The following is a 26,878-nucleotide window of genomic DNA, read 5'->3' as shown; positions in this document are numbered from 1 at the left end:
GGTGTCGGCACCGCGCCCAGCCCGCCGCCAATGGTGCCCCCGCCGCACTGCGCGCCAAGGGCATCGACACCTCGGGCCCCCGCGGCCTGAGCTACTCCGGCCCCGACGAGGGCGGTCACGCGGCCGTTCACAGCGCGTCGGAGGAATACGGCGACGGCGACGATTCGCACGCCACCCGCCGCGAACGCCGCGAAGCCGCCCGCGCGCAGGCCAAGGGCAAGCGCGCACCGAAGTCGCGTCGCAAGCACTAGGTATTGAACGACAAAGGCGCTCATGGGAATCCATGGGCGCCTTTGTCGCGTTCGATACCCACCGGCCGTAGCGGCGGTGAACTGATGGTCGTCGCACCACCCAGCGCGCGACTGATCCCACCGACACATCACCCTGCACGCAATTCACCGGCGCGTCATTGGCGATCCGCCCGGAAAATGGCCGATAAGCTGCGCGTTGTGGACCGCGACGCTGTCGAGTCATGGGTCGACGAGTACGAACGAGCCTGGCGCTCGCCCGGCACGGAATTGCTCGACGGCCTCTTCGCCCCCGACATCGGGTATCTCGTGTCCCCGTGGGCCGATCCGATCCGAGGTTCGGCCGCCCTCGCCGAATTCTGGGACAACGGCCGCGACGGCCCGGATGAAGCTTTCGCCATGGATTCCGAGGTCGTCGCCATCGATGGCTCTACCGCGGTCGTCCGGGTCGAAGTCGAGTATCTGCGCGATACACCCGCCCGCTGGCGTGATCTGTGGGTGCTGCGGTTCGACTCCGTCGGCCGCTGCACCTGGTTCGAGGAATGGCCATTCGCCCCTGGCCAACCTGACGGGCAGTGAGCTCGAAACGGCTGATACACACCATGTTTGGGAATAGGTCGTCTTTGTGACCGATCGGTCCGCTATGTGAATATGAGCGCCCGTTGATGCTGCGCACGGACCGCATTCTGTGACGCGCCGCACACAGCGGACCACTATGTAACGGCCCGTTAAATGCTGCCGATCAAGCTTTCGGATTCACGCTCGTGGACCGAAGCCACTGAAGAAGAGCAGGTTTGCGATGACTCGAATCAACCGCCACATCGTCACTGGAGCGCTACTGGCCTGCTCGGCGCTGATACTCGCCGGGTGCGGCGGCGGCTCCGGTGAGGCGCGACCGGTGGAGGGCGGCGCCGCGGCGAGCACGACCGTGGCCGCGGCGGGAACTACGGCGCGGCCGGCAACCGCCCCGGCCGAGAACGCGGGACCGGATGGCGAGGCGGAAACCGGTGGTCAGGCAATAGACTCCGGGAACGAGGCGCCGGACTCCGCGAATGTGCCGACCGAAGACGCAACGGCGCCAGCTCCGGCGCCGACCGAGGACGCAACGGCGCCGACCGAGGACTCGACCGGGCTATGGGATCCCTGCGGGCTTTCCGATGCCGATGTGTCCGCAGCAGGACTGGACGCCTCGACCAAGCGGGAAATTCCCGGTGCGTGGCGGCCGAACTGGCTGACCTGTCGATGGGAGTCCAGCAGTGGCGCCTTCGACCTGACGATGGAATCCACCGACCGTTCGCTGGACGCGATTCGGCAAGACCCCGAGTTCAAGCATTTCGCTCAGGTATTCGTCGGCGGCCGTGATGCCCTCAAGTACATCTCGATCCAGGACGTGGACAACAAGACTTGCGCGGTCAGCGTGGTGGTTCCCGACGGCAGCGTGATGTTCTCGGTGCGTATGCACAACAAGGCCACCGTTGGTGAGGCATGTGGCCATGCTCGCCTCGTCGCCGACGGGGTGGTCGGTCACCTGCCGTGAACACGGGATGTTGAGCGGGTGACGGTAGTAGTGGCCCGCTACGTAACGCGCCATTAAATGATGGCAATCACATTTGCCGGGATCGCAGTCCGTGAGCTCGGAAGTCACTGAAGAAGAACAGGTTTGAGATGACTCGAATTAACCGGCACATAGTCACCGGCGCACTTCTGGGCGGAGCGATGCTGATGGCCATCGCTCCCGCGCACGCCGAAACCGGCCTGCAACTCACTGAATCCCCGTCCGCCGTGACCGAGCGGATCGACGGCGGCGGCACGGCTGTCAATGGCGTGGTCGATTTCTTGACCAGCGGTTCGGCCCAGGCGCTGAACCGCATGTGGTGCGGCACGCTGTGGGCGCCCACCTGCTAGTGGCGGCTGACCTCGATTGCCGATCCCGGCCGTTGTGGTGGGGTTGACGTCTGGGGGATAAGGCTTTGTTGTGACAGTGAGTGAGTGGTGGGCGGTGCCCGCCACTCACTCACGTGTTTTCGGCCCACCTGCTGAGGCCAGACGGTGACCGCAGCCCGATCGCAGGCCGGCGGGACCATTCGTCTGAATACGGCTTGCGGCAAGGGTGAACAGCATGACAGACCGACGGTCGGTCGGTTAGGGTGACCCCCGGGAGGTCGAGATGCGGGAAGTCAAGAAGCCCGAGGTGCGTAAGGCCGAGATCGTCGGGGCGGCGATCGGGTTGTTCGCGGAGGTCGGGTTCGAGAAGACGACCGTAGACGCGGTCATCAGTAAGTTGGGGGTGGCCAAAGGGTGCTTCTATCACCACTTTCGGTCCAAGGATGAGCTGTTCGAGGCGTGTGTCATCGCGATCTCGGAGCAGTTGGAGGCGCAATACCTGTCGATCATCGATGACGTTTCGGTGGCGCCGGGAGCTCGGCTGGTCGCCTATCTCGATCACAGTTACGCGCTCGCCGCGGGCCCCGGCTCCGATGGTTTCCTCGCCGATCTGCATTCGCTGAGCTTTCGCGAACTCCATCGGCGAGTGACCGACGCGGTAACGGCTGCCTTGCGTCCCGCGCTGACACGTGTGCTCGATCAAGGTGTGGCGGCAGGCGAATTCGATGTCGTCGATTCCGAATTCACCGCGGTGGCCGTGCTCGGTGCGTTGACGGGGCTGCACGAATTCCATGCCGGGCAACCGGGTCTCGACCTTCCACGTCATCGGCAGCAGGTGCTCGATCTGCTCGAACGGATCTTGGCCACTCGATTGGCCTGAAGGACAGGAGCGGCGGTATGGATATCGAATCGGTGAGCTTTTCTTCTGCGGGAACAGAATGTGCGGCGACGATCTATCGCGAATCGGCGGCCCCGAACCGCCCGTGCGTCGTGCTGTGCACAGGGTTCGGCGGCACCAAGGACACGCCGTCGATCGAGGCTGCCGCGCGGGCCTTCGCCTCGTCCCGGTATGTCTCGGTCACCTTCGACTACCGGAATTTCGGGGCGAGCGGAGGTGAGCCGCGGCAGCTGGTCGACATAGCCGGCCAGATCGCCGATATCCATGCGGCGATCGCGCTGGCGCGTGCGCTCGACGATGTCGACCCGGATCGAGTCGCGCTCTGGGGCACCTCCCTCGGAGGCGGCCATGTGGTCACAGCGGCGGCCGCCGATCCGCAGGTCGCGGCGGTGGTGGCGCAGATCCCGTTCAACGGGTTTCCCAAGCAGGCCGAGAGTCGTTCGCGGAAGTCGACGCTCGCGCTGCTCGGCGCGATGGTGCGCGATCGGATCCGGGGATGGACCGGCCGCGCGCCGTTCTACATCCCGGCCGTCGGCGAGCCGAACGACCTGGCCGTCATGACCGGACCGGAGGCGGCAGTGACCATTGCGGCCATGGACAGCGACACCTGGCAGAACAAGGTAGCGCCGCGTGCGCTATTCGACATGATGCGGTACAAGCCGGAGGAATCCGCGCCGCAGTTGGGCATGCCGCTGCTCGTATGTGTCGGTGAATTCGACAGCGAGACAACCGAAACCGATAGCTCTCGGCTCGCCGACAAGGCGACGAACGGCCGGCTACGTCGATACCCGTTCGGCCACTTCGATTTCTATCACCCGGAAATGCGCGACAAGGTTCTCGCTGATCAGCTCGAATTCCTCGACGGTGTCATGCGCTGATCACCAGGGATCGTTCGAATTCAAAGCCGTCAGGAGTTGGCGGATCGCCGCGACGCGGCGTTCCTTTCCTGGCAGTGCGTCCAGTGCGCATTCCGGGTCGGCGGGTGGGCCGAGATGGGTGCATCCTCTTGGGCAATCTTCGATGGCATCGGCCAAGTCGGTGAACGCGGCGATGACGTCGTCGGGGGTGATGTGGGCCAAGCCGAAGGAGCGGACGCCGGGGGTATCGATGACCCAGCCGCCCGCGGGCAGGGGGAGGGCTACCGATTGGGTGGAGGTGTGTTTGCCTTTGCCAACGCCGGAGACCTCGCCGACGGCGCGGTCGGCGTCGGGGACGAGACGGTTGACGAGGGTGGATTTGCCGACACCGGAATGGCCGATGAAAGCGGTGAGATGGCCGGTGAGCAGGTCGAGGACCGGTTCGATGGAGTCGTCGACGCCGCCGTAGACGATGGTGAGTTCGAGATCGTCGAACAGGGAGGCGAATTCGGAGTCGGCCGCCAGATCGTGTTTGGTCAGGCACAGGATCGGTTGCAGGCCACCGGCATACGCGGCGACCATGGCGCGCTCGACGAAACCGGTGCGCGGCGGCGGGTCGGCCAGCGCGACGACGATGAACAGGCGTTCGGCATTGCCGACGACGACACGTTCGAAGGGGTCGGTGTCATCGGCGGTGCGGCGCAACACCGTTCGACGTTCACCGATACGAACGATGCGGGCAAGAGTGTCGGGTTTGCCGGACAGATCGCCGACGACATCGACCTGATCGCCGACGACGATCGGGGTGCGGCCGAGCTCCCGCGCACGCATGGCAACGATCAGCCGCTCCGGGTCGCCCCCGAGCACGCATCCCCAACGGCCGCGGTCCACCGACACCACCATGGCGGATTCGGCGTCATTGTGCTGCGGGCGGTTCTTGGTGCGCGGACGCGAACTCTTGCCGGGACGCACCCGCACATCGGATTCGTCGTAGCTGGCGGTGGAGCGGCCGCGCGAGCTCAGCGCACCGCTCCCTGATCAGCGGGATCGAGCATTCGTTCCCACAGTGCGACGAAATCGGGCAGGGTCTTCGCGGTGGTGCCGATGTCCTCGATCTCGATGCCGGGGACGACGAGTCCGAGAATGGCGCCTGCGGTGGCCATCCGGTGGTCGGCGTAGGAATGCCAGCGTCCGCTGGTGAGGGGCGTCGGAACGATCTCTAGCCCGTCCTCGGTCTCGGTGACGTTGCCGCCCAGCCGGTTGATCTCGGTGGACAGCGCCGCGAGCCGGTCGGTTTCGTGTCCGCGCAGATGGGCGATGCCGCGCAGGGAGGACGGCGAATCGGCCAGCGCGGCGAGCGCTGCGACGGTGGGGGTGAGTTCGCCGACGTCGTGCAGGTCGATATCGATACCGGCGAGCCGGTCCGGACCGCTCACGGTCAGGATGCCGTCGAAGATGCGCGCCTCGGCACCCATGCGCACCAGGATTTCGCGGATGACGTCGCCGGGCTGGGTGGTCAGCCGCGGCCAGTGCGGAATGCTCACCTCACCACCGGTGACCGCGGCCGCGGCGAGGAACGGCGTCGCATTGGACAGATCGGGCTCGACATCCCAGTCCACCGCGGCGATAGGTCCGGGGGTGACGGTCCAGGTCTGTGCCTTGCGGCTGTCGGCGGGCTCCTGCACCTCTACCTCGGCGCGGCGCAGCATCTCCACGGTCATCTCGATATGCGGCATGGACGGTAGCGCCTTGCCATCGTGATGGACAGTGATCCCCTCGTCGAAGCGGGCCGCCGACAGCAGCAGGCCGGAGACGAACTGCGAGGAACCCGACGCGTCGATGGTGACCGCGCCGCCACGCAGCGAACCATCGCCGTGCACCGTGAACGGCAGGGCGTCACCGTCGATGCGGGCGCCGAGCCCACGCAGCGCCTCGAGGATGGTGCGCAGCGGACGGACCCTGGCTTGCGCGTCACCGTCGAAGGTCACCTCGCCGGTGGCGAGGGTGGCCAATGGCGGCAGGAACCGCATGACGGTCCCCGCCAGCCCGCAATCGACCGCGCCGCCGGTGAGCGGGGCAGGCGTGACGGTGAGGGTCTCGGCATCACCGTCGATGCGGGCGCCGAGTGCTCGCAACGCGTCGATCATCAGGTTGGTGTCCCGGCTGCGCAGCGCGCCGGTGATCGTCGACGGCCCCTCGGCGAGGGCAGCCAGGATCAGTGCTCTATTGGTGATCGATTTCGATCCAGGCAGAGTCACGGTCGCGTGCACAGGGGCGTCGACATGGGGCGCTGGCCAGAAATTCACCCGTCCATCTTCGCTTATCCGTGCCGCAGACACGCGGGCGGCGTGGATTCGGTCCGCTATCTCACTTGTGACGCCCGTGTAACACAGGCACCAGCCGTCGCAGAAGTTTCATGGTCGACTGGGTGCGCGAATAGCTCAGCAGCGCCATGCCCGGAATGCTGAATCGCTGGATCGCGATCGAATGCGGGCGGACGAACTCGCGCAGGCCGGGCTCGCCGTGGATGCGGCCGATACCGGAATCGCCGCTGCCGCCGAAGGGCAGGCCAGGGATCGCGGCGAAACCGAGCACCGAGTTCACCGATGTGGCGCCGACCCGCAACCGGCGCGCGATCTCGAGCCCGTGCTTACGCGAGTACACGGCCGAGGACAGGCCATAGGTCGAGTCGTTGGCCAGGTCAACAGCCTCGTCGATGCTGTCGACGGTGCGGATGGTCATGGTCGGGCCGAAGGTTTCCTCCTTGACCGCCGAGGAGTCCTCGTCGGTGTCGAGCAGCACCACCGGCTCGATGAACGGGGCCTTGACCGATTCCGGGCCGCCGACAATGGCGGTGCCGCCCTTGGCGATGGCGTCATCGATGTGGCGGCGCACGATATCGACCTGGCTCGGCATCGTCATCGGGCCGTAGTTGGCATCCGAGCCGGAGCCGGGCTTGACGTCGGTGAGGATGCGCCGCAGTTCGGCGACGAACTCGTCACGCACCGAGCGATCGACATAGACCCGCTCCACGCCCGCGCAGGTCTGGCCGCTGTTGGATGTGGCGCCCCATGCGACCGCGTCGGCGGCGGCCTTCACATCGGCGTCGGCGGCGACGATCACCGCGTCCTTGCCGCCGCATTCCAGCAGTACCGGGGTGAGGGAGTCGGCGGCCGCGGCCATGATCTTGCGGCCGGTGCCGGGCGAGCCGGTGAACGCGATCTTGTCCACGCCCGCGCGCACGAGCGCGGCGCCGGTCGCGCCATAGCCGTTGACCGTGGCGAACACACCCTTGGGCAGTTCCGGATTGGCCTTGGCGAACGCGTCGGCGAGGAAATTGCCGATACCCGTGGAGTATTCGCTCGGCTTGAACACCACGGTGTTGCCCGCGGCGAGCGCGTAGGCGATGGAACCGTTGGGCGTATAGACCGGGTAGTTCCACGGTCCGATCACGCCGACGACACCCAGCGGGCGCTGTTCGAGCCGGGCCGCGAAGTTCGACATCAATGGGCCGGGGGAGATCTTCTTGGGCGCGAGCACCTTCTTGGCGTGCTTGGCGGCCCAGGCGATGTGCTCGAGCGCGAGCATCAGTTCGAGGAAGGCGTCGTCGAGCGGCTTGCCGTTCTCGGCGTGGATCAGCGCGCAGAACTCGTCGGAATCGGCGACAAGCCGGCTCGACCAGCGCAGCAGCGCTGTGCGGCGTTCGTCGAAATCGAGTGCGGACCAGGTCTCGGCGGCCCGGCGGGCGGTGGCGACGGCGGCGCGCACGGCGTCCTCGTCGGCGATCGGGTAGGTGTCAAGGGTCGCGCCGGAGGCGGGGTCGACCGAGGTGAGCACCGTGTCCGCGGGGGCGGCGTCGGTCGTTGTCACAGGGGCTCCTCATGCCGGGCGCCCGGTGGAGTTCGCTCGGGCGCTGGGGTGGCGGCGTGGCTTGTCGGGCGCATGCCGAGTGGGTCGGATGCAGTACCGACTCGTTGAGAGAATGTTATGGCATTACTCTCAGGGTGTCATCGGTTCTGGGGGGTCAATCTTGTCCTGCACGCCCGCCCCGCGAAGTATGCGTGTTTTCCGTGCTCCGATCACGGTGGTCGTGCATTCGCCGCCGATGTCGGTGCCCGATGGCAGTATCGGGATATGTGCGGACGCTATGCGACGACGACCAATCCCGGACGGCTCGCGGTCGAGCTGGACGCCATCGATGAAACCGGCGACGCCGCGGATTCGGCGAGCTCCGATCGCGGCGCCGCGAACTACAACGTGGCCCCGACAACGCAGGTGCTGACGGTGGTCGAACGCCATGAACACGGCCACCCCGACGACGATCCGCGGTTGCGGATCCGGCGCATGCGCTGGGGACTCATCCCGCATTGGGCCAAAGCGGCCGAGCCAGGGGTTCCGGTGAAGGGTAAGCCGCTGTTCAACGCGCGCGCCGACAAGGCCGCGACGACCCCGTCGTTCCGCGACGCGGTGAAGTACCGACGCTGCCTGGTGCCGATGGACGGCTGGTACGAGTGGTTGGTCGAACCGGACCCGTCCGGCGCGAAGAGCAAGGTCGTCAAGCACCCGTACTTCATGTCGGCCGCCGACGGTTCACGGCTGTACATGGCGGGGTTGTGGTCGGTGTGGCGTGACCGCACCCAGGACGAGCCCGAGCCGCTGCTGTCGTGCACCATCCTGACCACCGACGCCATCGGCGACCTCACCCGCATCCATGATCGGATGCCGTTGCCCATGCCGAGCGAGCACTGGGACGCCTGGCTGGACCCGGATCATCCGGCTCCGGCCGAACTACTGGAACCGCCTACGCCGGAACTGGTCGCCGCAATCACCGCGCGGCCGGTGTCGTCGCTGGTCAACAGCGTGCGCAACAACGGGCCTGAACTATTGGCGACGGCAGAGGAACAGTCCGAACAGATCAGTCTGCTGTAACCCGCTGCCCGGGAGGCAGCCGCCGAACGGTACACGGCGCTGCGCGGGATGCCCGCGCGGTGATGTCCGCGTCGGTTGCCTGTGGCCGGGCTCCCGGTGGTCGCCCAGGGACGGGCGTAGGCGCCGCTGAGGAGTCGTCTGGACGCCGAATCGGAACGGGCCGGATGAATCCCGGCCGCAACCGAGACATCCGGCCCGTCATCGGGCATCCGCGGAGACTGCTGGTCCTCAGCTCAGATCGAGCAACCCACCGTCGGCGTCACGACGTTCAGACCACATTTGAGGATATTGGCGGCCAGATCGATGACCTCGCTGGCGAGCCCGCCACCGAACTCTTCGGCCCGCTCGGCCCGCTCGTCCTTCTTGGGCTGGTTGGTGCCATTTCCGGTGCCTTCTTCACCGTCGAACGGGTAGGCGGGCTGAGCCTGGCCGCCCTGCGGCGCGGCGACCGCGGCCGGGGTGGCCAGCACCGCGGGGCCAACGGCCAGGACCAGCGCCCCGGACAGGGCGACGATCGTGGTGCGCAGACGTTGGCGCGGGGACATTCGCATCACATCCTCGGATCGGTCGGAACTTGGCGGTTCAAGTAACGCACACCGACGGAGACGAGGCGAGGTTTACCGGCGTGGCGCACCACGTGTCTGTCAACCGGCGGTTACCGGGGCAGTGACGGCGTCGGTCAGCCGAATCAGATCGGCAGGCGCCACATCGATCTCGAGTCCGCGGCGGCCCGCACTGCACAGGATCCGGTCCCACGTCGAGGCCGACGCGTCGACCACGGTCGGTAGCGCCTTGCGCTGGCCGAGCGGTGAGATTCCGCCGAGCACGTAGCCGGTACCGCGTTCGGCCTTGGCGCGATCGGCCATCGCGGCCTTGGACGCCCCGAGTGCGGCAGCGGCCGCCTTCAGCGACAGGGTGTGCGGTACCGGTAGCACCGCAACGGCCAGCGAGCCGGTCGACAACTCCAGCACCAGCGTCTTGAAGATCTGCCCGGGGTCGAGGCCGAGCTCGACGGCGAGCGCGTCGACCGCCTCGGTGCCATAGGAGTCGGCGCGCGGGTCGTGGGTGTAGGCGTGTACCCGGTGTTCGACCCCCGCCTTGACCAGGGTGCGGATCGCCGGTGTGGAGGCTCCTGCCATAACCGCCACCCTAATTCGGAGGTCCGAACGCGGCGCCGCACGCCGGGAACACCCGAGCCGGTTCTCATGTTGCATGCGAATAGCGATGCCGTGTGACCGTCGGTGCGATACGGGGCCACGGTTCGGCGGATCACCGGCCGCCGCACGTCTGTCCGGTAAATGTCGTGAAGGAGGAGCCCGTTGCCCGTTCTGGTCGAGGAACGCCCGGTCCGGACCGAGGCGTCGGACGAGCGGTTCCGAGTCGATACCCTGGTGCCGGTAGATTTGGCGATGACGCCGATCGAAGGGACACGTGTGACAGGCGAGGAAGATACCGCAGCCGACGCCCCCGCCGTGGGTGCCGGTGGCGCGGAGGATTCGGACGCGCTGACACAGCGGTTCGAGCGCGACGCGCTCCCGCTGCTGGACCAGCTCTACGGCGCCGCGCTGCGCATGACCAGAAATCCGGCCGACGCCGAGGACCTGGTGCAGGAGACCTATGTCAAGGCGTACCAGGGATTCAAGTCCTTCAAGGAGGGCACGAACCTGCGTGCCTGGCTGTACCGGATCCTGACCAACACCTACATCAACTCCTACCGCAAGAAGCAGCGCCAGCCCGCGCAGTACCCGACCGACGAGATCACCGACTGGCAGCTGGCCGCGACCGCAGAGCACACCTCGACCGGTCTGCGTTCGGCCGAGGTCGAGGCCCTGGACGCGCTGCCCGACGATGACATCAAGGCCGCGCTGCAGGAATTGCCGGAGGAATTCCGGATGGCGGTGTACTACGCCGACGTCGAAGGTTTCCCGTATAAGGAGATCGCCGACATCATGGGTACCCCTATCGGTACCGTGATGTCCCGGCTGCATCGCGGCCGTAAGCAATTGAAGGGTTTGCTCGCCGATGTGGCGCGCGAACGTGGATTCAACCGCACCGCGGGCACGTCCGATTCAGCGTCCGCGTCGACCGCGGGCACGGTGCGCCAGGAGGTCAAGCAGTGAGCGCCGAGCACGATCCCGATATGGAGCTCGACTGCACGGCGGTGCTCGCCGATGTGTGGCTGATGCTCGACGGCGAATGCGACGATTCGACCCGGGCGCGGCTGCAGCACCATATGGACCATTGCGCGCCCTGCATCGAGGCCTACGGCATCGAGGAGAAGCTCAAGGGCCTGCTCAGTCGCAAATGCGGCGGCGACCGCGCCCCCGATTCATTGCGGGAGCGGCTCACGGTGGAGATTCGCCGCTCGGTGACGATCCGGCAGGAGTCCACCCGCATCGAGTCGGCGGAGTCCTGAGCGGTCCGGCACCGGAAACCGAAACGGGCGGCACGTCCTTCCATCAGGAAGTGACGTGCCCCCCGTCTCTATCGGTCGACGACCGATCAAGCGCTCACGCTGCATCGAACTCAGCCTGATCGGGCCCTATACGGTGACGCTGCACTGCCGCCTCCTGGCCCTGACTCGAGCTGTGCCGAATGCGACTCAGGCGTTCGGACGCTTGCCGTGATTGGCGGCGTTGCCCTTGCGGCTGCGCTTCTTACGGCCACGTTTACCCATCGGTACCTCCCGGATCACCCCCGCATGCGCAGGGCTCGGATCATCCCCGCCTACGCGGGGAACACGTCCTCCCCGCCTGCGCGGGGCCGGTGCCAATCTACCGCACACCAGCCCGGCAACGGCTGGGGGCATTCCTCGGCGAGAGGTCGTGGCCGGGTGTGATTGGCTATACCCTCAGCGGGACCTGCCGCCGACGGTGGCGACCCATACAACACAGTGAACGGGGTGTCATGGCTGAGGAAGTGCGTGCGGAGATGGTCTCGACCGTGCTGACCGTGGAGGTCGCGGTCGGCGATCAGGTCGCGCACGACCAGACACTGGTGCTGCTCGAGTCGATGAAGATGGAGATCCCGGTGATCACCGAGATCGGCGGCGAGGTCACCTCGATCGCGGTCACTCCTGGCCAGGTGCTCCAACAGGGCGATCTGATCGCCGTCATCTCCTGAGTGGCGCGAGCCGGAATCGAAGCGACTGACCGATCATGGCGACACTGAGCGAGCTGCTGGCCGAGCACACCGACCTCCCCGGCGTCGCCGTGGATCATCTGCAACGAGTGGTGGGCGATTGGCAGCTGCTCGCTGATCTGTCCTTCGCCGATCTGCTGCTGTGGGTCGGGGCGGGACCGGTCACCGACGGTGCCGATATCGTGTGCGTGGCCCAGTGCCGGCCCACCACCGCGCCGACCGTGCATTACGAGGATCTCGTCGGCACCCAGGCCTTGCGGGCCGAGCATCCGCAGGTGTTCGACGCCTTGACCACCGGGCAGATCGTGCGGACCGACGGGGAGTCCGACGCCAAGGGCGTGTACCACCCGCACCCGGTGCACGCCATCCGCGAAGCCATCCCGGTGCGCTGCGGTGACGATGTGATCGCGGTGCTCAGCCGCGATACCGATCTACAGCGGTCCAAGGTGCGCAGCACCCTGGAGATCGCCTACATGGCATGCGCCGACGATCTGTGCCAGATGATCGCCGACGGCACCTTCCCGACCACCGAGGATCGCGCCGCCACCCATTCCAGTCCGCGCGCGGGCGACGGTTTCATCCGGCTCGACACCGAGGGCATCGTCACCTACGCCAGCCCCAATGCGCTGTCGGCGTATCACCGGATGGGGTTGCAGGCCGATCTTGCCGGGCAGGATCTGGCCGTCACCACCCGCTCGCTCATCACCGATCCGTTCGACGCACAGGAAGTGGTCGGCGATATCCAGGCGGCGCTGGCCGGGCGGACCGGTCGCCGGATGGAGGTCGAGGCAAGGAGTGCGACGGTGCTGCTGCGCACGCTGGTGCTGCGCCCGCATGGTGAACTGGCCGGTGCCGCGGTGCTGGTCCGTGACGTCACCGAGGTCAAGCGCCGCGACCGCGCGCTGCTGAGCAAGGACGCGACCATCCGGGAGATCCATCATCGGGTGAAGAACAATCTGCAAACCGTGGCCGCGCTGCTGCGTTTGCAGGCCAGGCGTACGGAGAACGAGGAGGCGCAGGTCGCGCTGACCGAATCGGTCCGCCGCGTCACGTCCATCGCCTCGGTGCACGAGATGCTGTCGATGTCGGTGGACGAAGAGGTCGACCTCGACGAAGTGGTGGATCGGCTGCTGCCGATCATGGCCGATGTCGCGACCGTGCACACCGCGCGGATCAAGGTGCGCCGGGCGGGTTCGCTCGGTGTGTTCTCCGCCGAACGGGCGACGCCGCTGGTGATGGTGCTGACCGAGCTGGTGCAGAACGCCATCGAGCACGCCTTCGACGCCGGCGAGAACGGGACGGTGACGATTCGTTCGGAGCGGTCGGCGCGCTGGCTGGATGTGATCATCAGCGACGACGGTCGCGGTCTGCCCGCCGGGTTCAGTCTCGAGTCCTCCGACCGCCTCGGTCTGCAGATCGTGCGCACGCTGGTGACAGCGGAGCTCGGCGGCTCCATCGGCCTGCATCCCGGCGCCGACATCGGTACCGACGCGGTGCTGCGGGTTCCTCTTGGCCGTCGCTCAGGGCGGTAGTTCTCACCCGGGAAAACAACAAGCCCGGCACCTCGATGGGTGCCGGGCCACATGCGATTCCGGTCCGGGCTGGGGCCGGAATCGCTCGTCTGACCTGTTCGGTCAGACGACCGTGCGGGTGCGGGTGCGCGCGTTGCGACGCTTGAGCGCCCGACGCTCGTCCTCGCTCATGCCTCCCCACACACCGGCATCCTGTCCGGACTTCAGGGCCCACGACAGGCAGTCGGCGGTGACGGGGCAGCGAGCGCAGACCAGCTTGGCATCGGCAATCTGCGCGAGCGCCGGACCACTGTTACCCACCGGGAAGAACAGTTCGGGATCCTCGTCGCGACAGATGGCCTTGTGGCGCCAGTCCATTCCTCTGCTCCTTTACTGGGCGCCACAAAAGGCGCCGATGGTTTGTGGATCGTTCACTTGTGCGACCTGAAGATTTCCGCACGGTTGCTTGTGAATGCTTTCACGAACACCGTAGATGTCAATAGGTATCTGGTGCACCGTGGGGAAGCTCACGCTCTGAAGGTCCCGCAAGGGGGGCCTGCCCGGTCCTTTGTACTCGCTCCGCCGGGTTTTCGCAGCACAACAGCGATGTTTTTCACCCCGGCGAGTCTCAGGACGGGCGCGGCGCGACGACTTCCAGGACGTCGGGGACCACGGTGAAATCCACCACGTTGCGTTTGCCGATAAAGTCGCCATCGATTTGCAGGCCGATCTCCTGATCGGTCTCGATTCGCACTGTGGCGACGTCGTCCTCGCGAAACAATTTGCGTGACTTCGGGTTTCCGCTCGGTGCCAGAAGTTGGCCGGCCAGCCGCAATGTAGGCAGCACTGCCATCGACCGCATGGCGAACACACCGAGCCCGGTTTCGAAGGCGGTGCCGGGGTTGGTGCGCACGGGAGTGGAGTTCAGGAAGGTCCACGGGCTGGTGTTCGTCACGAACGCGTAGCGCACGCCCTCGACGGGTTTGTGTCCCGGCACGGTCACGGTGGCCGCGGGCTGATGCCGCTTGGCCCGGAAGAACTGGCGCACCGTGGTCGCCAGATAGCGCACCGGTGTGGCGGCGTGGCCCTTGGCGCGGCTGGCGTCGATGGCCTCGCAGACATCGGCATCCAGGCCAACCCCAGCGCTGAAGCAGAACCAGCGATCATCGGCGATGCCGAGCCCGATGCGGCGATCGTCATTCACCGACAGCAGATCGATGAGCTGATTGGTGGCCGCGACCGGATCCGGTTTGAGGCCGAGTGCGCGGGCGAACACGTTGGCGGATCCGCCGGGAATCACGCCGAGTCGCGGACGCCACACCTGTCCGTCGTCGACCTGGGGCAGCGGGAGGAATCCGTTGATCGTTTCGTTGACGGTGCCGTCGCCGCCATGCACAACGATCAGGTCCATCTCGTTGGTCGCGGCCCACTGGGCCAGTTCCGCGGCATGTCCTCGATGCTGGGTATGGGCGACGGTCAATTGTGTCCGGCTCTCCAGCGCGTGGGCCAGCAGATCCCTGGTGGCCGCGGTGGTAGAGGTGGCATTCGGATTCACGATCAACAACGTCCGCACCTACGCACCTTAATTCAGCCGGGTTACCGGCTCGGCCGATGCCACGGCCGCGCGGCCCGCGACCTACCCTGGTCGGGTGGCTGAGCGAGATGACGTCGGAACGGTGCCGGGCACGGTGCGTGGTGCCGGTGGACTGGTGGCATTGGAAGGCGCCGTCGCCGTGACGGTGGCGATCGTGCTGGTGGTGCGCGGCCTGCTCGGGCACGACCAGAGCCAGGCCAGCGGATACGGCACCGCCGCGTGGTTCGTGATTCTCGGTGGCGCGGTGCTCGCGGCGGGGATCGGTTTGCTGCTCGGGCATCGGTGGGGGCGGGCCATCGCGGTGATCGCGCAGTTGCTGCTGTTGCCGGTGGTGTGGTCGCTGCTGACCGATTCACATCAACCGTTCTACGGCGCCCTGCTCGGCGTGGTGGTGGTCGGTGCGCTGATCCTGCTGTTCACCCCGGCCACCAGCCGCTGGATGGCGCGCGAATACGGGATCGACACCGACTGAGGCCTCAGCGGGCGCTCGCCTCCCGCAAGGCCTGACGGCACAGGTGGTCGGCGCGCCGGGTGGTCTCCGGTAGTCGATACTGCGGCGTGAGCGCGAGCACCTGGGCGCATGCGGTGTCCAGGTCGATGAGGTGACCGACCGAGACGAACACCGGCTTCACCCCGGCGCGGGTACGCAGTACGCGGCCGACCACATCGCCGTCGATGGTGATGTCGGTATGTGCGCCGCGCTCGGGGCCGGGCTCCGGGCACTCGCCCCACGCGGATTTGGCGACGCCGATCGTCGGGAGTCCGGTCACGATGCCCACATGGCAGGCGAACCCGAACCGCCGCGGATGAGCCAAACCCTGTGCGTCGCAGACCAGGAGATCCGGGGTGATGTCGAGTTGTTCGATCGCGGTGATCGTTGTCGGCATCTCCCGAAACGAGAGCAGGCCGGGAATGTAGGGGAATGCGGTGGTTCCGTACGCGACGGTGCTCTCCACGGTGCCGAGGGTCGACGCGTCCACGACGACGATCGCGGCGGCGACGGTGCCGTCGTCGTGATAGGCGGAGTCGAGCCCGGCGATGGTGGCGAACTCCGGCGGCCGCGGGTTCACGGTGCGGACCAGCGGACGTAGTTCGTCCTGCATCGCCACTGCTTCGGTCTCGGTGACCGGCCAGCGGTCCGGTAGCGACAGCTCCTTCACCGGCCACCCGCCAGCGCGGTCAGCGCCGCCCCCGACAGCCGGTAGCCCACCCAGTCGTCCTGCACGTCGGCGCCCATGGCTTCGTAGAAGTCGATGGACGGGGTATTCCAGGTGAGCACCGACCACGAGACGCGGCTGTAGCCGTTGCGGACGGCCTCCTCGGCCAGCGCCGCGATCAGCGCTTTACCGAGGCCGGTGCCGCGGGTTTCCGGCCTGACGTAGAGATCCTCCAGGTAGATGCCGTGCACGCCGTCCCAGGTGGAGTAGTTCAGAAACCAGATCGCGCATCCGGCCACCGCGCTGTCCACGGTGGCGACGTGGGCGAACAGCGCCGGTGCCGGGCCGAACAGCGCGGCGTGCAGCTGCTCGGCGGTGAGCGTGCACTCCTGCCTGGCCTTCTCGTATTCGGCGAGGTCGTAGACGAGTTCCACCAGGGCGGGCACATCCTCGGGGACGGCGCGGCGGACGGCGGCATCGGGTCCGGTCACCGGCCGGCTCCCTCGATGGGGACGAGGTTGTGGGCACGGACGGTACGGGCGCCGTGGTCGTAGCCGAGAACGCTGACCGCGCCCGTCGACATGGCGAACCGCCTGCCCTCACGGATATCGAACTCGCACCAGCGGGCGATGAGAGCCCGGGAGAAATGTCCGTGCCCGACCAGCACCACGTCGTGTTCGGGCAATCGCGGCTCCACGCGCGCCAGCACTCGATCGGCGCGCATGGTGACCTGTTCGGCGGATTCCCCGCCGGGGACCGTGCCGGTCCAGATGGTCCAGCCCGGTGCGGTCTCCCGGATCTGTGCGGTGGTGCGGCCCTCGTAGTCGCCGTAATCCCATTCGGTGAGATCGTCGTCGATGACGGCTTCGCCGAGCCCGGCCAGTTCGGCGGTGTGCCGCGCGCGTGTGCGTGGGCTGGTGAATACCAGTGGGTCGCGCAGCTTCAACCCCGCGAGCAACGGCTGCGCGGCCAGCGCCTGCTGTTCGCCGAGTTCGGTGAGTGGCAGATCGGTGTTTCCGGTGTGCCGTCGCTGTGACGACCATGTGGTCTCGCCGTGGCGCAGGAGTACCAGCCGGGCGTGCTCGAGATCGGACATGGGGTCCATCATGAGCCACCTCGACCGAGCCGGGCGCGCCCGTACGGGGTGAGCCCGTAATTCGGGTAGTTCACACTGTTGGTGCCGTAGCCGCCGGCCGACGCGATGATGGTGCGCTGTGATCGTGTCTCCCGGCTCATACAGGCGAGTGTGCCAGCGGGGACCGACAGAATCAGGCGGTGTCCTCAGCCGAGCGCGAAGATCTGCCCGTTACGGTGCTCCAGCACCACGTCACCGATCGTGCCGAGGGCGATGGGGGAGCCGTCATATCCCGTGCGTTCGACCGGGATTCGGGTGATATGCGCGCCAGTGGCCGGATCGAGTTCGACGATGGCGCCGTCGACGGGCATGAGAATGTGACTGCCGAACAACGCCGGGCTGCCGAGCGCGCCCGCTGCCGTCCACATCGGGTCGAAGGTTTTGCCGTTCAGGGCGATCAGGCTGTTGCCGGTGAAAACCATGTACGCCGTACTGATCTCGGTGGTGGTCGAGGTGTCGTTCAGCGGCGCCGAAAGTTCGTGCACCATCACGGGATTACCGGAGGAGTCGAATACCGACAGTCGTGGTTGTGTGGGCTCGGGTGCGGTGGCACCTGGTTCGTACAGGACGATTCTGCTGTCCGACACCGCGAGCACTCGAGCGTCGGGGGAATCGGCACCGGGACCGGTCAGTACGTGCGACCCGAACTCCTTGGGAGTACGGAAATCCTTGGGAGCCGGATCGAGTGTCGTCAGGCGATTGGCCGCATCGCCGGGGCAGCGCTCCAACACGGCGAGGCGGGACGGACTCGAGGCGGCCGAGATCAGCGAACACCCCTGGCGCGGCTGGGATTTGGGAATTTCCTTCGCGTTGACGTGCCCGTACTCGAGGGTGCGCACCAGATCCGAGCGCCACATTTCCAGTCGATTCGGCCCCTGCGCCAGCACATAGGTGCCGTCCACCGAGAGTGCGATCGAGGAATCCATATAACTGCTGCGAGCGACCGTGCGCGAGCCGTCGGCACCGAGCAGCATAGTGGTCTGACTGCATCCGCGATCGTCGCGGTACACCGCGATCACGGTGCCGAACTGCGACTGCACGCCACACAGCGGGATATCGCGCCGGTAGTGCCACAGCTCCTCGCCGGTGCGGGGATCACGTCCGGTGACCGTGCCGCCGTCACCGGTGACCACCACACCACCCGAGGTGAGCGCCTCGGTGCTCGCCCCGTCGGGTGCGTGCCAGAGTTCGCGTAGCTCGGTGGGCAGCACCGACGCCACGGGCGGAGGGGCCGCCGGTGTCGCCGCGGTGACCGAATCGGTGCCGCGTACATCGGATCCGAGCCACACCACGACCGCCGCGATCGCCAGGACAAGGGCGATCGCGACCGCGATGATGATGTCGGCGCGGGTCCGCCGCTCGGGTGCGAGCACGTGTGCGAGATTAGCCGATCGGCCTGAGCGCGGATGACATCACCTTGCGGTGCACCCGCCCGGTCGCCCGAGGTCTTCAGCCGTATCCGGCCACAAAAAATGCTGGTGGGCGCAATCGCGCCCACCAGCATCAGTGGTGTTCGATCAGGCGGAAACGCCAGCGGTGCTGCTTGCCTCGACCGGAGCGGTGACCTCCGCCGCGGCGGAATCGGCGGTGGTTTCGCCTGCCGGCTTGCGGCGGCGACGCCTGCGACGTGCGGGCTGCTCACCGGCGGCCTCGGAGTCGCCGGCCTCGGACGGACCCGCGTCGGTAGTGCCGGTCTCCGCGGTACCGTTCGCGTCGGCGGCACCGTTCGAGGCGCCCTCGTCCGTCCCGGTCTCCGCTGCGGGCTTGCGGCGCCTGCGCCTGCGGCGGGCGGGACGCTCGGCGCCCGCTACGGCGTCGCCCTCGGCCGGTCCCGAGCCGGTGTCGGCGTCGGCCTGCTCGTTGACGGCGCTGTCGTCGGTGGCCGTTGCGGCCTCACCCTCGATCGGCTGACCGCCGCGGGTACGCCTGCGGTTGCGCTTGCGTGGGGTGCGCTCGGGACGTTCGACAACTTCGGCGTCCTCGTCGCGTTCCCGCTTGGGCTTGCGGATGGTTCCGGTGGCACCCTCGGGGATACCGAGGTCCGAGAACAGGTGCGGCGACCGCGAATACGTCTCGACCGGCTCGGGGATGTCGAGGCCGAGCGCGCTGTTGATGGCGGACCAGCGGTTGAGCTCGTCCCAGTCGATCAGCGTCACCGCGACACCGGTCCGGCCCGCGCGGCCGGTACGGCCGATGCGGTGCACGTAGGTCTTCTCGTCCTCCGGGCACTGGTAGTTGACGACATGGGTGACGTCGTCGATATCGATACCGCGGGCGGCCACGTCGGTGGCGACCAGCACGTCGATGGTGCCCTTGCGGAACTTGGCCAGCGCCTTTTCCCTGGCGATCTGGCCAAGGTCACCGTGTACCGCGCCGACAGCGAAACCGCGGTCGGCGAGATCGTCGGCGACCTTCTGCGCGGTGCGCTTGGTACGGGTGAAGATCATGGTGGCGCCGCGGCTTTCGGCCTGCAGCACCCGTGCGACCAATTCGCTCTTGTCCAGCGCGTGCGCCCGGTAGACGAACTGCGCGGTGCGATCGTGGACCGCGGAATCGTGCGGCTCTTCGGCCCGGATATGCGTCGGGCGGGTCAGGAATGTGCGGGCGAGGGTGATGATCGGACCCGGCATGGTGGCCGAGAAGAGCATGGTCTGCCGTTTATCCGGCACCATGCCAAGAATGCGTTCGATATCGGGCAGGAAGCCCAGATCGAGCATTTCGTCGGCTTCGTCAAGGACGAGGACGCCGACCTTGCCGAGGATCAGATGCTGCTGATTCGCCAGGTCCAGCAGACGGCCAGGCGTGCCGACGACGACATCGACACCCGCGCGCAGCGCCTCGATCTGCGCCTCGTAGGGGCGGCCGCCGTAAATGGAGACCACCTTCAGCGGGCCCTGATGGTTGGTCAGGTATTTGCTCGCGTTCTCCAGGTCCTTGGTGACCTGAAGGCAGAGCTCGCGGGTCGGCACGATCACCAGCGCGCGCGGAGTTCCGTCCAGCGGAGTCGTGCCCGATTCGGCGGTGGCGATGCGGTGCAGCAGCGGCACACCGAATCCGAATGTCTTGCCCATGCCGGTGCGGGCCTGGCCGATGAGATCTTCACCGGCGAGCGCCAGCGGCAGGGTGAGCTCCTGGATGGCGAAGGTGCGTTCGATTCCGATCTCGCCGAGCGCGCGCACGATTTCCTCGCGTACGCCCAATTCGGTGAATGTCGGGGCGGTATGGGTTTCGTCCAGTTCTGCGGTCAGCAGGGTGTCCGCCAGTCCCGGTTCCTGTTCGACAGTGATCTTGCTCAGGGTTCGTGCCTTCCTCGTTATCGCGTCACGCGCGCACGAGGCGTGGGGCGGACCGGCCGGTCCGCGACGACCACGTATCCGCCTGTGATACTCACCGGCCGGCTGCCGGATGTCAGCGGTACCCGCCTGATCGGGGGCTGCCTGGGAGACATCGGCGCGGCGCTTCGGTGACGCGGATCTGGTGCGCGCACATTTTCCGTGGACATCGCCTTACGCACCGGGCCGACGGCTGTGTCGGACATGATCGGGTAACTCGATCGGGCGCGAAATTTTCGTTGTCCGTGGTGATTGTAGCGTGATATTGTGCTCGGCCCGAAAAGGCGGCGTGGAAAATGGCGCGGCAATAGTTGGTTTTCCGTGTACACGCCGACGAACGTGGTGCGCGACACGGTAATTCATCGGGCGTGGCGAGTCGGTGATATCGACGACAGTCCGGCCCTCGGACGCCCTCGCGCCATGCCTTGAGCGTTACCGCCGGTACCGGATGTGAGACATTCGTGTGGTGAGCATCGCAGACACCGTTACCCTCGCCGCGCGCAACGCTTGGGCGCTGACCTTCGGCTCCGGTGTGGCCGATCCCGCACCGGCATCCTCGACGGTGCTGTGGGACCAGCCGCATCGCAAGCTGCTGCGCTTCGACGGGGCCGAACAGCGGCCCGAACCCGAGTCCGCGGTGCTGCTCGTGCCCCCGCTCGCCGCCCCTGCCACCTGCTTCGATCTGCAACCGGACCAGAGTCTGGCGCGTTTCCTGCTCGAGACCGGCCGTGCGCCGTACCTGGTCGACTACGGCGAGATCACCTTCGCCGATCGCAGGATGGGTTTCGAGGACTGGATCGACGACATCCTGCCCGAGGCCGTGCTGAGGGCCTCCGCCGATCGGGGCGGGGCGCCCGTCGACCTCATCGGCTGGTCGCTGGGCGGCACGCTGTCGCTGCTGACGGCCGCCGCGAACGCGCGGCTGCCGATCCGATCGGTCACCGCGGTCGGCGCGCCACTGGACTACGACAAGATGACCGGTATCCCGCAGCTACGCGCGGTGGCCAAGCTGACCGGCGGCCATGCCGTGTCCACCGCGGTACGCGCCGCCGGTGGCGTGCCCGCCGGGCTGACCAGGCTCGCCTATCGGGCTACCGCATGGGAACGCGAGCTCAAGCGGCCGTGGTTCGTCGCCAGCAATATCGCCCGGACCGAGACCCTGGCCCGAATGGAGACCATCGACCGGTTCATGGCCGCGATGCCCGGCTATCCGGGACGGTTCTACGGACAGCTGTGGGGCAGGCTCATCCTCAACAACGACATCGGCCGGGGTGTGGTCCGGTTGGGCGAGCGGCGCATCGAACTCGCGAACGTGACCGCGCCGGTCCTGCTCGTCGGCGGGCCGGCCGACGTCATCACGCCTGCCGCCGCCGTCGAGGCCGGGCTGAACACGCTCACCGGCGCCGCGTCGGTGCGCTACGAGACCGCCCCCGGCAGCCATCTCGGGATCCTGACCGGCCCGACCGCGCGCGAGACCACCTGGACCTACTTGGACAAGTTCCTCACCACCGGGGTCTGACGCCACGCACTACCCGGCTCGCGCATCGGGGACGAACCGCGACGAGCCGTGAGCCGGGTACTACGCTGGTGTGCCATGGGAGCACAGTCACCTGCCGCGCTGGGTGTTTCGCCGACCGGCCCGGTTTCGCCGTCCATTCCCGCCGACCATCCCGGGGTGACCGACCTGTTCGCGGTGCTCGCCTACGGTGAGATCTCCGCGTTCTACCGGCTCGCCGAGGAGGCCAAGCTCTCGCCAACGGTCCGCGGCAAGGTGGCGGTGGCGAAGATGGCGGCCGCCGAAATGGAGCATTTCAACCTGCTCGAGGCTGCCCTGTCCGAACGCGGCGCCGACATCTTCGATGTGATGGCGCCGTTCGTGCGCGCGCTGGACGCCTATCACGCCTCCACCGACCCCTCGACGTGGCTCGAGTCGATGGTGAAGTTCTATGTCGGTGACGGCATCGCCGCCGACTTCTACCGCGAGATCGCGGGTGTGCTCAGCCCCGATGTCGCCGACGTGGTGCGTGACGTGCTGGCCGAGACCGGCCATTCGGAGTTCGTGGTCGACGAGGTGCGCCGCGCGGTGGCCGTCAGCCGGTCCGAGCGCGACCGGCTGACGCTGTGGGGTCGCAGGCTGCTAGGTGAGGCCATCACCCAGGCCCAGTACGTGATGGCCCAGCGCGATGAGCTCACCGAACTGGTGCTCGCCGCCACCGGCGACCTCAACGGCATCGCCACACTGTTCGAGCGCATGCAGAACAGCCATGCCGAGCGGATGGCAGTGCTCGGGCTGTAGCGCGGACCTTCCTCGCTCGCTAGCCGGGTGTGGACAACCGTGCGCGATCCGCGAGGATCACCGGAATCGCCACCACCGCGAGAACGGCTCCGATCCAGCACACCGAGGTGAGTGGTGCTCCTCGCGAGAGGGTGAGGGCCGCCAGTACCGGCGTCATGCTGATACCGAGCTGAAAGGCCGATACGGTCGTCGCGCCCGCCAGGGTCGGTGCATCGGCGGCGATGGCGAAGACCCGGCCGTACAGCGCCGGATTGAGCACGAACGCGGCGATACCGATCAGAAACACTATCGGCACCACGGCCCAGACCTGGTCGACGGCGAAGACCATCACCCCCGACAGGACCGTGATCACGGCGGCGCCGGACAACAGCGCGCGATGCGGGTGTCGATCGGAGATGCGGCCGCCGATGGAAAGTCCGACGAAAGCGCCGACCCCGAACAGCGCGAGGATTGCCGGAATCCAGACCTCGGGAACCTTGGTGATATCGGCGAGGATCGCGGCCAGGTAGTTGAACGTGATCATGTACGCGGCCGTTGTGAGGATCGTGATCGCGTAGATGCCCCACAGTCGTGGTGTGCGCATGGTGCGCAATTCTCGGGACACGCTCGGCTGCACGGCCGCGCCGCTACTGGGATCGGCGGCGGGCAGCCCGAGCATGCATCCGATCATGCCGGCGAGCGTCAGTAACACCACCGCCCAGAATCCGCCGCGCCAGTCGGTGAAATGACTCAGCAGAGTGCCTGCGGGCCCGCCGGCCACCATCGCGATGCTGAGACCGCTGACCACGACGCCGGAAGCTCGGGCATTACGGTCCGGGGTAACCAAGCTGATCGCCGTCACCGAAGCGACCGCGAAGAACCCCGCATAGGCGACTCCCGACACCACCCTTGTCACCAGCAAGACCTGGTAGTTGCCGAACAATCCGATGACGATGCCCGCCGCGAAGATCGCCTGCGTGGCAAGTAGTGCGGTACGCCGCGGCCAGCGCAGGCCGACCACCGCCAATGGTGGCCCACCGAATACGACGCCGAGCGCGAACGCGGTGATCAGCATCCCGGCCGAGGACAGCGTGATGTCCAGATCGTTCGCGACCGCGGGCAGCACACCTGCCAGCAGGAACTCGGCCGTCCCCATCGCGAAGAGGCTGAATCCCAGCAGGTACACCCCGATGGGGAGGCGGCCGGACCGCTGCACGTGTGGCGTCAGCGTTTCGGTGCTCGTCGTCATCAGCGACCACCTCCGATGGTGTATGCCTGGCCCGAGGACGCTCTGTCGATCGCATCCCGTCCGATAGCGGGCGTCGGCCCGCCCATTGCTGTTGTTGTGTCCATGGGGATCACCTCCGTCGACAGCATCACGGCGGTTTTGCGATATCGGCAAATAACCTTGCTGATTCTGGGATGGATTTGCTGCACTGTGGACCATGGATGGACAGCCGAGCGTCGACGCGGTCATCGAGCAGATTTCTCCGCGGCTACGTCGGATTCGCGAAAAGAGGGGTGTGAGCCTCGCCGAACTCGCGCGCGCCACCGGTATCTCGACCAGTACGCTGTCGCGGCTGGAATCGGCCCAGCGCAAACCGAGTCTCGAACTGCTGCTGCCGATCACCGCCGTGCTCGGCGTCCCACTCGACGAGATCGTGTCCGCACCCCGGATCGTCGACCCGCGGGTACCGCAGCGGGCATCGGGTTCGGGCGGCCGGGTGCTGATTCCACTGTCACGGCATCAGGGCGAACCGCGTGCCTACAAGATGACCATTCCGGCGCATGACGAAGAGCCGTTCGTGCGTACACACGCCGGCTACGTATGGCTGTATGTGCTGCGCGGGCAACTTCGGGTGCGGCTTGGCGATCGCGATCTCGTGATGCGGGCCGGCGAGGCAGCCGAGTTCGACTGCCGGATTCCGCATTGGTTCGGCGCGGCAGGCGGCGGGAGCGTCGAAGTGCTGAGCCTCTTCGGGAAACGGGGCGAGCGAATCCACGTGCGCACCTCGCGTCACTGACGTAGGCCGCCTATGCGTTCGTCCTTGACCAGGCACGGAAATCCGCGGGCCGGGCGCCCTACTCGTTGGCCACGCGATCGCGGACCAGGTGCAGGCCAGTGGCCTTGACCCGGTCGGCGAGCCATACGACCAGGCTCTGATCGCTGGTGGTCTCCAGTGTTTCGAACGGCACGTCCACGTCACCGAGTGCCGGATGGTCGAAACGCAGCAGCGTCGCGGTCGGCTCATTGAGTCGCTGTGGGGTCCAGCGTTCGGCGAAGGCGGGGTGGCGCCGCAATGTATCGATGGTGTCGCGCAGTGCGTCGTCGGCGGGCCAGCGCACCATCGCGCGGTTGAGTGCCGCCGCGAACGCATCCGCGGCCTGCGGCCAGTTCCGCAACACCCGGTGTGCGGCCGGATGGGTGAAGGTGAACCGGGCGAGGTTGGGCGAGGAATCGTCGAGCAGCCCGAGCGGCGCCGCGAAATCCGCCCAGGCGCCATTCCAGTCGAGCACGTTCAGCTGTCTGCCCACTACGAAGGCGGGTGTCGGTGCGAGAGCACGCAGGATCTGCTGAACGGTCTCCGGGACCTGCTCGGGCTCGGCGTCCCCGCCGGGGCAGCGCGAACCGTCGGCGGCGGTCAGCGCCAGGATGTTGAACTGGTAGCGAGCCTCGCCGCGCAGCAGCAGTGCGTCGGCGAGCGCTTCGACGACCGCGGGTGACGGATTGCTGTCGCGTCCCTGCTCCAAGCGGGCGAGGTAATCGGCGCTCACCCCCGCCAGCACGGCGACTTCCTCGCGGCGCAGCCCGGGCGTCCGGCGGCGGCGCCCCTCGGGGAGGCCGAGATCACCGGGGCGCAACTCCGCGCGCCGGGCGACCAGGAATTCGGCGAACCTGCTTCGTGCCATGACATCCATCGTGCCTCGTCGGGGGCCGGTTATCCGCGCCCTGCCAGGTCCAGGATAACGACGGTCTGGTTACCGGACTGCGGTCCGGTCATGGTGGATGCCATGACCACTACTCCCGAAACCACTGCCGCCACCCAGCAGCTGCGATCCGGCTCCTGGACGCTCGACCCGGCCCATTCGGCCGTCGGCTTCACCATTCGCCACCTCGGCATCTCGAAGGTGCGCGGCGGATTCAGCAAATTCGAGACCGAATTCGTCGTCGACGACACCGGCGCCGCCACCATCGGCGCCACCATCTACCTCGATTCCTTCGACACCGGCAATGCCGATCGCGACGCCCATATTCGCACCGCCGACTTCCTCGACGTGGCCAACCGGCCGACCCTCACCTTCCGTGCCACCGGGCCGGTACAGGTCACCGAAACCTTCACCGTCGAGGGCGAGGCGACGCTCGGCCAGATCACCAAGCCGGTCGCCCTCGAGGTCGAATGGGGCGGGGTCGGGGAGTTCGGTGCCACCGGCGACAACCACGCGGGCTTCTCCGCGACCGGCACGATCAAGCGCACCGATTTCGGTGTCGGCGGCCCGCTGCCCGGCATGCTCAGCGACGCGGTGAAGGTCGAATTGGAGATCCAGCTCGTCGAGCCCAAGTAGCCGGTCACCGCAGGCGTGGCACTGTTCGCTGACAGCGCAGGCGGTCAGGTGCCTGCACGCTGCGCGGCTGCATTAGCCTTGGTGCGACAGCACACGACTCTATGTTCGGAGGTTGGCCGTGGAGGTCAAGATCGGTATTTCGGATAGCCCGCGCGAGCTCGTCATCACCAGCTCGCAGACCCCGGACGAGGTCGAGGCGCTGGTGTCCGGTGCCCTGAGCGGTGATCGCGGTGTCGTCGCGCTGACCGACGAGAAGGGTCGCAAGTTCCTGATCCAGGCCTCGAAGGTCGCCTACGTGGAGATCGGTACCGCCACCGGCGGCCGCGTCGGCTTCGCCGCCGTCTGATCTGGGG

The 26,878-nt window shown here is 67.2% G+C and carries 33 protein-coding genes; 17 read left to right on the top strand and 16 right to left on the bottom strand.

All coding sequences use genetic code 11. From position 1 onward, the window contains the following. The 6 genes from GV792_RS23490 to GV792_RS23465 form a co-directional block, all read left to right on the top strand. Nucleotides 1-251, top strand: a 251-nt coding sequence (locus GV792_RS23490; protein ID WP_163826453.1) for a hypothetical protein, incomplete at its 5' end; no start/stop codon positions are given. Between the two features lie 198 nt (nt 252-449). Then, complete coding sequence (locus tag GV792_RS23485; RefSeq protein WP_309138506.1) at nt 450-827, top strand: nuclear transport factor 2 family protein; 378 nt, start codon at nt 450-452, stop codon at nt 825-827. 220 nt (nt 828-1,047) lie between these two features. Further along, nucleotides 1,048-1,785 carry a DUF3558 domain-containing protein gene (locus GV792_RS23480; RefSeq protein ID WP_163826451.1) on the top strand — a complete coding sequence of 246 codons (738 nt, stop codon included), beginning with the start codon at nt 1,048-1,050 and terminating at the stop codon, nt 1,783-1,785. Between the two features lie 185 nt (nt 1,786-1,970). Then, nucleotides 1,971-2,153 (top strand): hypothetical protein, encoded by a 183-nt coding sequence (locus tag GV792_RS23475; protein WP_163826450.1) that lies wholly within the window; start codon nt 1,971-1,973, stop codon nt 2,151-2,153. 262 nt (nt 2,154-2,415) lie between these two features. Continuing rightward, nucleotides 2,416-3,012 carry a TetR/AcrR family transcriptional regulator gene (locus GV792_RS23470; protein ID WP_163826449.1) on the top strand — a complete coding sequence of 199 codons (597 nt, stop codon included), beginning with the start codon at nt 2,416-2,418 and terminating at the stop codon, nt 3,010-3,012. A gap of 17 nt (nt 3,013-3,029) precedes the next feature. Then, nucleotides 3,030-3,908, top strand: a complete 879-nt coding sequence (locus tag GV792_RS23465) for an alpha/beta fold hydrolase (protein WP_163826448.1) — start codon at nt 3,030-3,032, stop codon at nt 3,906-3,908. On the opposite strand, the gene rsgA is transcribed toward GV792_RS23465, so the two are convergent. The 3 genes from rsgA to GV792_RS23450 form a co-directional block, all read right to left on the bottom strand. Continuing rightward, the gene (gene rsgA, locus GV792_RS23460) at nt 3,909-4,865 is read right to left on the bottom strand and encodes a ribosome small subunit-dependent GTPase A (RefSeq protein ID WP_163826447.1); all 957 of its coding nucleotides are present in this window, start codon (nt 4,863-4,865) and stop codon (nt 3,909-3,911) included. It abuts the gene before it with no gap. Between the two features lie 41 nt (nt 4,866-4,906). Beyond that, nucleotides 4,907-6,193 (bottom strand): 3-phosphoshikimate 1-carboxyvinyltransferase, encoded by a 1,287-nt coding sequence (gene aroA / locus GV792_RS23455; protein WP_163826446.1) that lies wholly within the window; start codon nt 6,191-6,193, stop codon nt 4,907-4,909. A gap of 61 nt (nt 6,194-6,254) precedes the next feature. After that, a complete protein-coding gene (locus tag GV792_RS23450) occupies nt 6,255-7,757 on the bottom strand; it encodes an aldehyde dehydrogenase family protein (RefSeq protein ID WP_163826445.1) in 1,503 nt (500 codons plus the stop codon). A 264-nt stretch (nt 7,758-8,021) separates the two neighbouring features. Between GV792_RS23450 and GV792_RS23445 the strand changes: the two genes are divergently transcribed. Further along, nucleotides 8,022-8,816, top strand: a complete 795-nt coding sequence (locus GV792_RS23445; protein WP_163826444.1) for an SOS response-associated peptidase — start codon at nt 8,022-8,024, stop codon at nt 8,814-8,816. Between the two features lie 233 nt (nt 8,817-9,049). On the opposite strand, the gene GV792_RS23440 is transcribed toward GV792_RS23445, so the two are convergent. Both GV792_RS23440 and ybaK read right to left on the bottom strand, forming a co-directional pair. Continuing rightward, on the bottom strand, nt 9,050-9,361 hold the full coding sequence (locus tag GV792_RS23440) for a hypothetical protein (RefSeq protein WP_163826443.1): 312 nt from the start codon (nt 9,359-9,361) through the stop codon (nt 9,050-9,052). Nucleotides 9,362-9,460: 99 nt separating this feature from the next. Then, nucleotides 9,461-9,955: a Cys-tRNA(Pro) deacylase gene (gene ybaK, locus GV792_RS23435; RefSeq protein WP_163826442.1), complete on the bottom strand. Its 495-nt coding sequence runs from the start codon at nt 9,953-9,955 to the stop codon at nt 9,461-9,463. Between the two features lie 270 nt (nt 9,956-10,225). On the opposite strand from ybaK, the gene GV792_RS23430 reads away from it, so the two are divergent. Both GV792_RS23430 and rsrA read left to right on the top strand, forming a co-directional pair. Further along, a complete protein-coding gene (locus GV792_RS23430; RefSeq protein ID WP_256668472.1) occupies nt 10,226-10,936 on the top strand; it encodes a sigma-70 family RNA polymerase sigma factor in 711 nt (236 codons plus the stop codon). Nucleotides 10,937-10,956: 20 nt separating this feature from the next. Beyond that, entirely contained in the window at nt 10,957-11,232 is a 276-nt protein-coding gene (gene rsrA, locus GV792_RS23425; RefSeq protein WP_163826466.1) for a mycothiol system anti-sigma-R factor, read from the top strand. 186 nt (nt 11,233-11,418) lie between these two features. On the opposite strand, the gene GV792_RS30405 is transcribed toward rsrA, so the two are convergent. Next, the gene (locus GV792_RS30405; RefSeq protein ID WP_022597109.1) at nt 11,419-11,493 is read right to left on the bottom strand and encodes a 50S ribosomal protein bL37; all 75 of its coding nucleotides are present in this window, start codon (nt 11,491-11,493) and stop codon (nt 11,419-11,421) included. Nucleotides 11,494-11,723: 230 nt separating this feature from the next. Between GV792_RS30405 and GV792_RS23420 the strand changes: the two genes are divergently transcribed. Continuing rightward, complete coding sequence (locus GV792_RS23420; RefSeq protein ID WP_163826441.1) at nt 11,724-11,939, top strand: biotin/lipoyl-binding carrier protein; 216 nt, start codon at nt 11,724-11,726, stop codon at nt 11,937-11,939. A 35-nt stretch (nt 11,940-11,974) separates the two neighbouring features. Further along, complete coding sequence (locus GV792_RS23415) at nt 11,975-13,489, top strand: sensor histidine kinase (RefSeq protein WP_163826440.1); 1,515 nt, start codon at nt 11,975-11,977, stop codon at nt 13,487-13,489. Between the two features lie 102 nt (nt 13,490-13,591). On the opposite strand, the gene GV792_RS23410 is transcribed toward GV792_RS23415, so the two are convergent. Next, nucleotides 13,592-13,846 carry a WhiB family transcriptional regulator gene (locus tag GV792_RS23410; RefSeq protein WP_011211115.1) on the bottom strand — a complete coding sequence of 85 codons (255 nt, stop codon included), beginning with the start codon at nt 13,844-13,846 and terminating at the stop codon, nt 13,592-13,594. Nucleotides 13,847-14,096: 250 nt separating this feature from the next. Continuing rightward, nucleotides 14,097-15,041, bottom strand: a complete 945-nt coding sequence (locus GV792_RS23405; RefSeq protein ID WP_163826439.1) for a diacylglycerol/lipid kinase family protein — start codon at nt 15,039-15,041, stop codon at nt 14,097-14,099. A 76-nt stretch (nt 15,042-15,117) separates the two neighbouring features. Between GV792_RS23405 and GV792_RS23400 the strand changes: the two genes are divergently transcribed. Beyond that, nucleotides 15,118-15,534 (top strand): hypothetical protein, encoded by a 417-nt coding sequence (locus GV792_RS23400; protein ID WP_163826438.1) that lies wholly within the window; start codon nt 15,118-15,120, stop codon nt 15,532-15,534. A gap of 4 nt (nt 15,535-15,538) precedes the next feature. Here the strand turns inward: GV792_RS23400 and GV792_RS23395 are convergent, their stop codons facing one another. From GV792_RS23395 to GV792_RS23375, 6 genes are all read right to left on the bottom strand, one after another. Next, entirely contained in the window at nt 15,539-16,222 is a 684-nt protein-coding gene (locus tag GV792_RS23395) for an endonuclease V (RefSeq protein WP_309139148.1), read from the bottom strand. Then, nucleotides 16,219-16,710, bottom strand: a complete 492-nt coding sequence (locus GV792_RS23390) for a GNAT family N-acetyltransferase (RefSeq protein WP_163826437.1) — start codon at nt 16,708-16,710, stop codon at nt 16,219-16,221. The genes GV792_RS23395 and GV792_RS23390 overlap by 4 nt, the downstream gene beginning before the upstream one ends. Continuing rightward, nucleotides 16,707-17,324: an acid phosphatase gene (locus GV792_RS23385; protein ID WP_375154309.1), complete on the bottom strand. Its 618-nt coding sequence runs from the start codon at nt 17,322-17,324 to the stop codon at nt 16,707-16,709. The genes GV792_RS23390 and GV792_RS23385 overlap by 4 nt, the downstream gene beginning before the upstream one ends. Next, nucleotides 17,324-17,455: a hypothetical protein gene (locus GV792_RS29845; RefSeq protein WP_256668469.1), complete on the bottom strand. Its 132-nt coding sequence runs from the start codon at nt 17,453-17,455 to the stop codon at nt 17,324-17,326. Before GV792_RS29845 ends, GV792_RS23385 begins: the two co-directional genes overlap by 1 nt. A gap of 45 nt (nt 17,456-17,500) precedes the next feature. Next, on the bottom strand, nt 17,501-18,727 hold the full coding sequence (locus GV792_RS23380) for an Rv3212 family protein (protein ID WP_163826435.1): 1,227 nt from the start codon (nt 18,725-18,727) through the stop codon (nt 17,501-17,503). 144 nt (nt 18,728-18,871) lie between these two features. Continuing rightward, nucleotides 18,872-20,671, bottom strand: coding sequence for a DEAD/DEAH box helicase (locus GV792_RS23375; protein WP_163826464.1), 1,800 nt, complete (start codon nt 20,669-20,671; stop codon nt 18,872-18,874). 481 nt (nt 20,672-21,152) lie between these two features. Between GV792_RS23375 and GV792_RS23370 the strand changes: the two genes are divergently transcribed. Beyond that, complete coding sequence (locus GV792_RS23370) at nt 21,153-22,205, top strand: alpha/beta fold hydrolase (RefSeq protein ID WP_163826434.1); 1,053 nt, start codon at nt 21,153-21,155, stop codon at nt 22,203-22,205. A gap of 75 nt (nt 22,206-22,280) precedes the next feature. Next, nucleotides 22,281-22,982 carry a ferritin-like fold-containing protein gene (locus tag GV792_RS23365; protein ID WP_163826433.1) on the top strand — a complete coding sequence of 234 codons (702 nt, stop codon included), beginning with the start codon at nt 22,281-22,283 and terminating at the stop codon, nt 22,980-22,982. A gap of 19 nt (nt 22,983-23,001) precedes the next feature. Here GV792_RS23365 and GV792_RS23360 read toward each other — a convergent pair whose 3' ends face one another. Further along, the gene (locus tag GV792_RS23360; protein ID WP_163826432.1) at nt 23,002-24,210 is read right to left on the bottom strand and encodes an MFS transporter; all 1,209 of its coding nucleotides are present in this window, start codon (nt 24,208-24,210) and stop codon (nt 23,002-23,004) included. 196 nt (nt 24,211-24,406) lie between these two features. On the opposite strand from GV792_RS23360, the gene GV792_RS23355 reads away from it, so the two are divergent. Beyond that, on the top strand, nt 24,407-24,985 hold the full coding sequence (locus GV792_RS23355; RefSeq protein WP_163826431.1) for a helix-turn-helix domain-containing protein: 579 nt from the start codon (nt 24,407-24,409) through the stop codon (nt 24,983-24,985). Nucleotides 24,986-25,043: 58 nt separating this feature from the next. Here GV792_RS23355 and GV792_RS23350 read toward each other — a convergent pair whose 3' ends face one another. After that, nucleotides 25,044-25,871: a helix-turn-helix transcriptional regulator gene (locus tag GV792_RS23350; RefSeq protein WP_256668467.1), complete on the bottom strand. Its 828-nt coding sequence runs from the start codon at nt 25,869-25,871 to the stop codon at nt 25,044-25,046. Nucleotides 25,872-25,973: 102 nt separating this feature from the next. Here GV792_RS23350 and GV792_RS23345 point away from each other — a divergent pair, with 102 nt between their 5' ends. Then, a complete protein-coding gene (locus GV792_RS23345; protein ID WP_256668466.1) occupies nt 25,974-26,525 on the top strand; it encodes a YceI family protein in 552 nt (183 codons plus the stop codon). A 118-nt stretch (nt 26,526-26,643) separates the two neighbouring features. Then, nucleotides 26,644-26,871 (top strand): DUF3107 domain-containing protein, encoded by a 228-nt coding sequence (locus GV792_RS23340; RefSeq protein WP_163826428.1) that lies wholly within the window; start codon nt 26,644-26,646, stop codon nt 26,869-26,871. Nucleotides 26,872-26,878: the final 7 nt, after the last annotated feature.

This window comes from Nocardia cyriacigeorgica, assembly GCF_010868145.1.
Lineage (GTDB): Bacteria > Actinomycetota > Actinomycetes > Mycobacteriales > Mycobacteriaceae > Nocardia > Nocardia cyriacigeorgica_D.
The sequence above is the reverse complement of the archived record's forward strand: the minus strand, read 5'-3'. Positions and strand labels throughout refer to the sequence as shown.

Bases quoted from the DNA above. Each gene is read 5' to 3' on its own strand.
- GV792_RS23480 (WP_163826451.1), top strand. From the start codon at position 1,048: ATGACTCGAATCAACCGCCACATCGTCACTGGAGCGCTACTGGCCTGC.
- GV792_RS23475 (WP_163826450.1), top strand. From the start codon at position 1,971: ATGGCCATCGCTCCCGCGCACGCCGAAACCGGCCTGCAACTCACTGAA.
- GV792_RS23470 (WP_163826449.1), top strand. From the start codon at position 2,416: ATGCGGGAAGTCAAGAAGCCCGAGGTGCGTAAGGCCGAGATCGTCGGG.
- GV792_RS23465 (WP_163826448.1), top strand. From the start codon at position 3,030: ATGGATATCGAATCGGTGAGCTTTTCTTCTGCGGGAACAGAATGTGCG.
- GV792_RS23445 (WP_163826444.1), top strand. From the start codon at position 8,022: ATGTGCGGACGCTATGCGACGACGACCAATCCCGGACGGCTCGCGGTC.
- GV792_RS23440 (WP_163826443.1), bottom strand. From the start codon at position 9,361: ATGTCCCCGCGCCAACGTCTGCGCACCACGATCGTCGCCCTGTCCGGG.
- ybaK (WP_163826442.1), bottom strand. From the start codon at position 9,955: ATGGCAGGAGCCTCCACACCGGCGATCCGCACCCTGGTCAAGGCGGGG.
- GV792_RS23430 (WP_256668472.1), top strand. From the start codon at position 10,226: ATGACGCCGATCGAAGGGACACGTGTGACAGGCGAGGAAGATACCGCA.
- rsrA (WP_163826466.1), top strand. From the start codon at position 10,957: ATGGAGCTCGACTGCACGGCGGTGCTCGCCGATGTGTGGCTGATGCTC.
- GV792_RS23420 (WP_163826441.1), top strand. From the start codon at position 11,724: ATGGCTGAGGAAGTGCGTGCGGAGATGGTCTCGACCGTGCTGACCGTG.
- GV792_RS23415 (WP_163826440.1), top strand. From the start codon at position 11,975: ATGGCGACACTGAGCGAGCTGCTGGCCGAGCACACCGACCTCCCCGGC.
- GV792_RS23410 (WP_011211115.1), bottom strand. From the start codon at position 13,846: ATGGACTGGCGCCACAAGGCCATCTGTCGCGACGAGGATCCCGAACTG.
- GV792_RS23385 (WP_375154309.1), bottom strand. From the start codon at position 17,324: ATGGACCCCATGTCCGATCTCGAGCACGCCCGGCTGGTACTCCTGCGC.
- GV792_RS29845 (WP_256668469.1), bottom strand. From the start codon at position 17,455: ATGAGCCGGGAGACACGATCACAGCGCACCATCATCGCGTCGGCCGGC.
- GV792_RS23365 (WP_163826433.1), top strand. From the start codon at position 22,281: ATGGGAGCACAGTCACCTGCCGCGCTGGGTGTTTCGCCGACCGGCCCG.
- GV792_RS23360 (WP_163826432.1), bottom strand. From the start codon at position 24,210: ATGACGACGAGCACCGAAACGCTGACGCCACACGTGCAGCGGTCCGGC.
- GV792_RS23355 (WP_163826431.1), top strand. From the start codon at position 24,407: ATGGATGGACAGCCGAGCGTCGACGCGGTCATCGAGCAGATTTCTCCG.
- GV792_RS23350 (WP_256668467.1), bottom strand. From the start codon at position 25,871: ATGGCACGAAGCAGGTTCGCCGAATTCCTGGTCGCCCGGCGCGCGGAG.
- GV792_RS23345 (WP_256668466.1), top strand. From the start codon at position 25,974: ATGACCACTACTCCCGAAACCACTGCCGCCACCCAGCAGCTGCGATCC.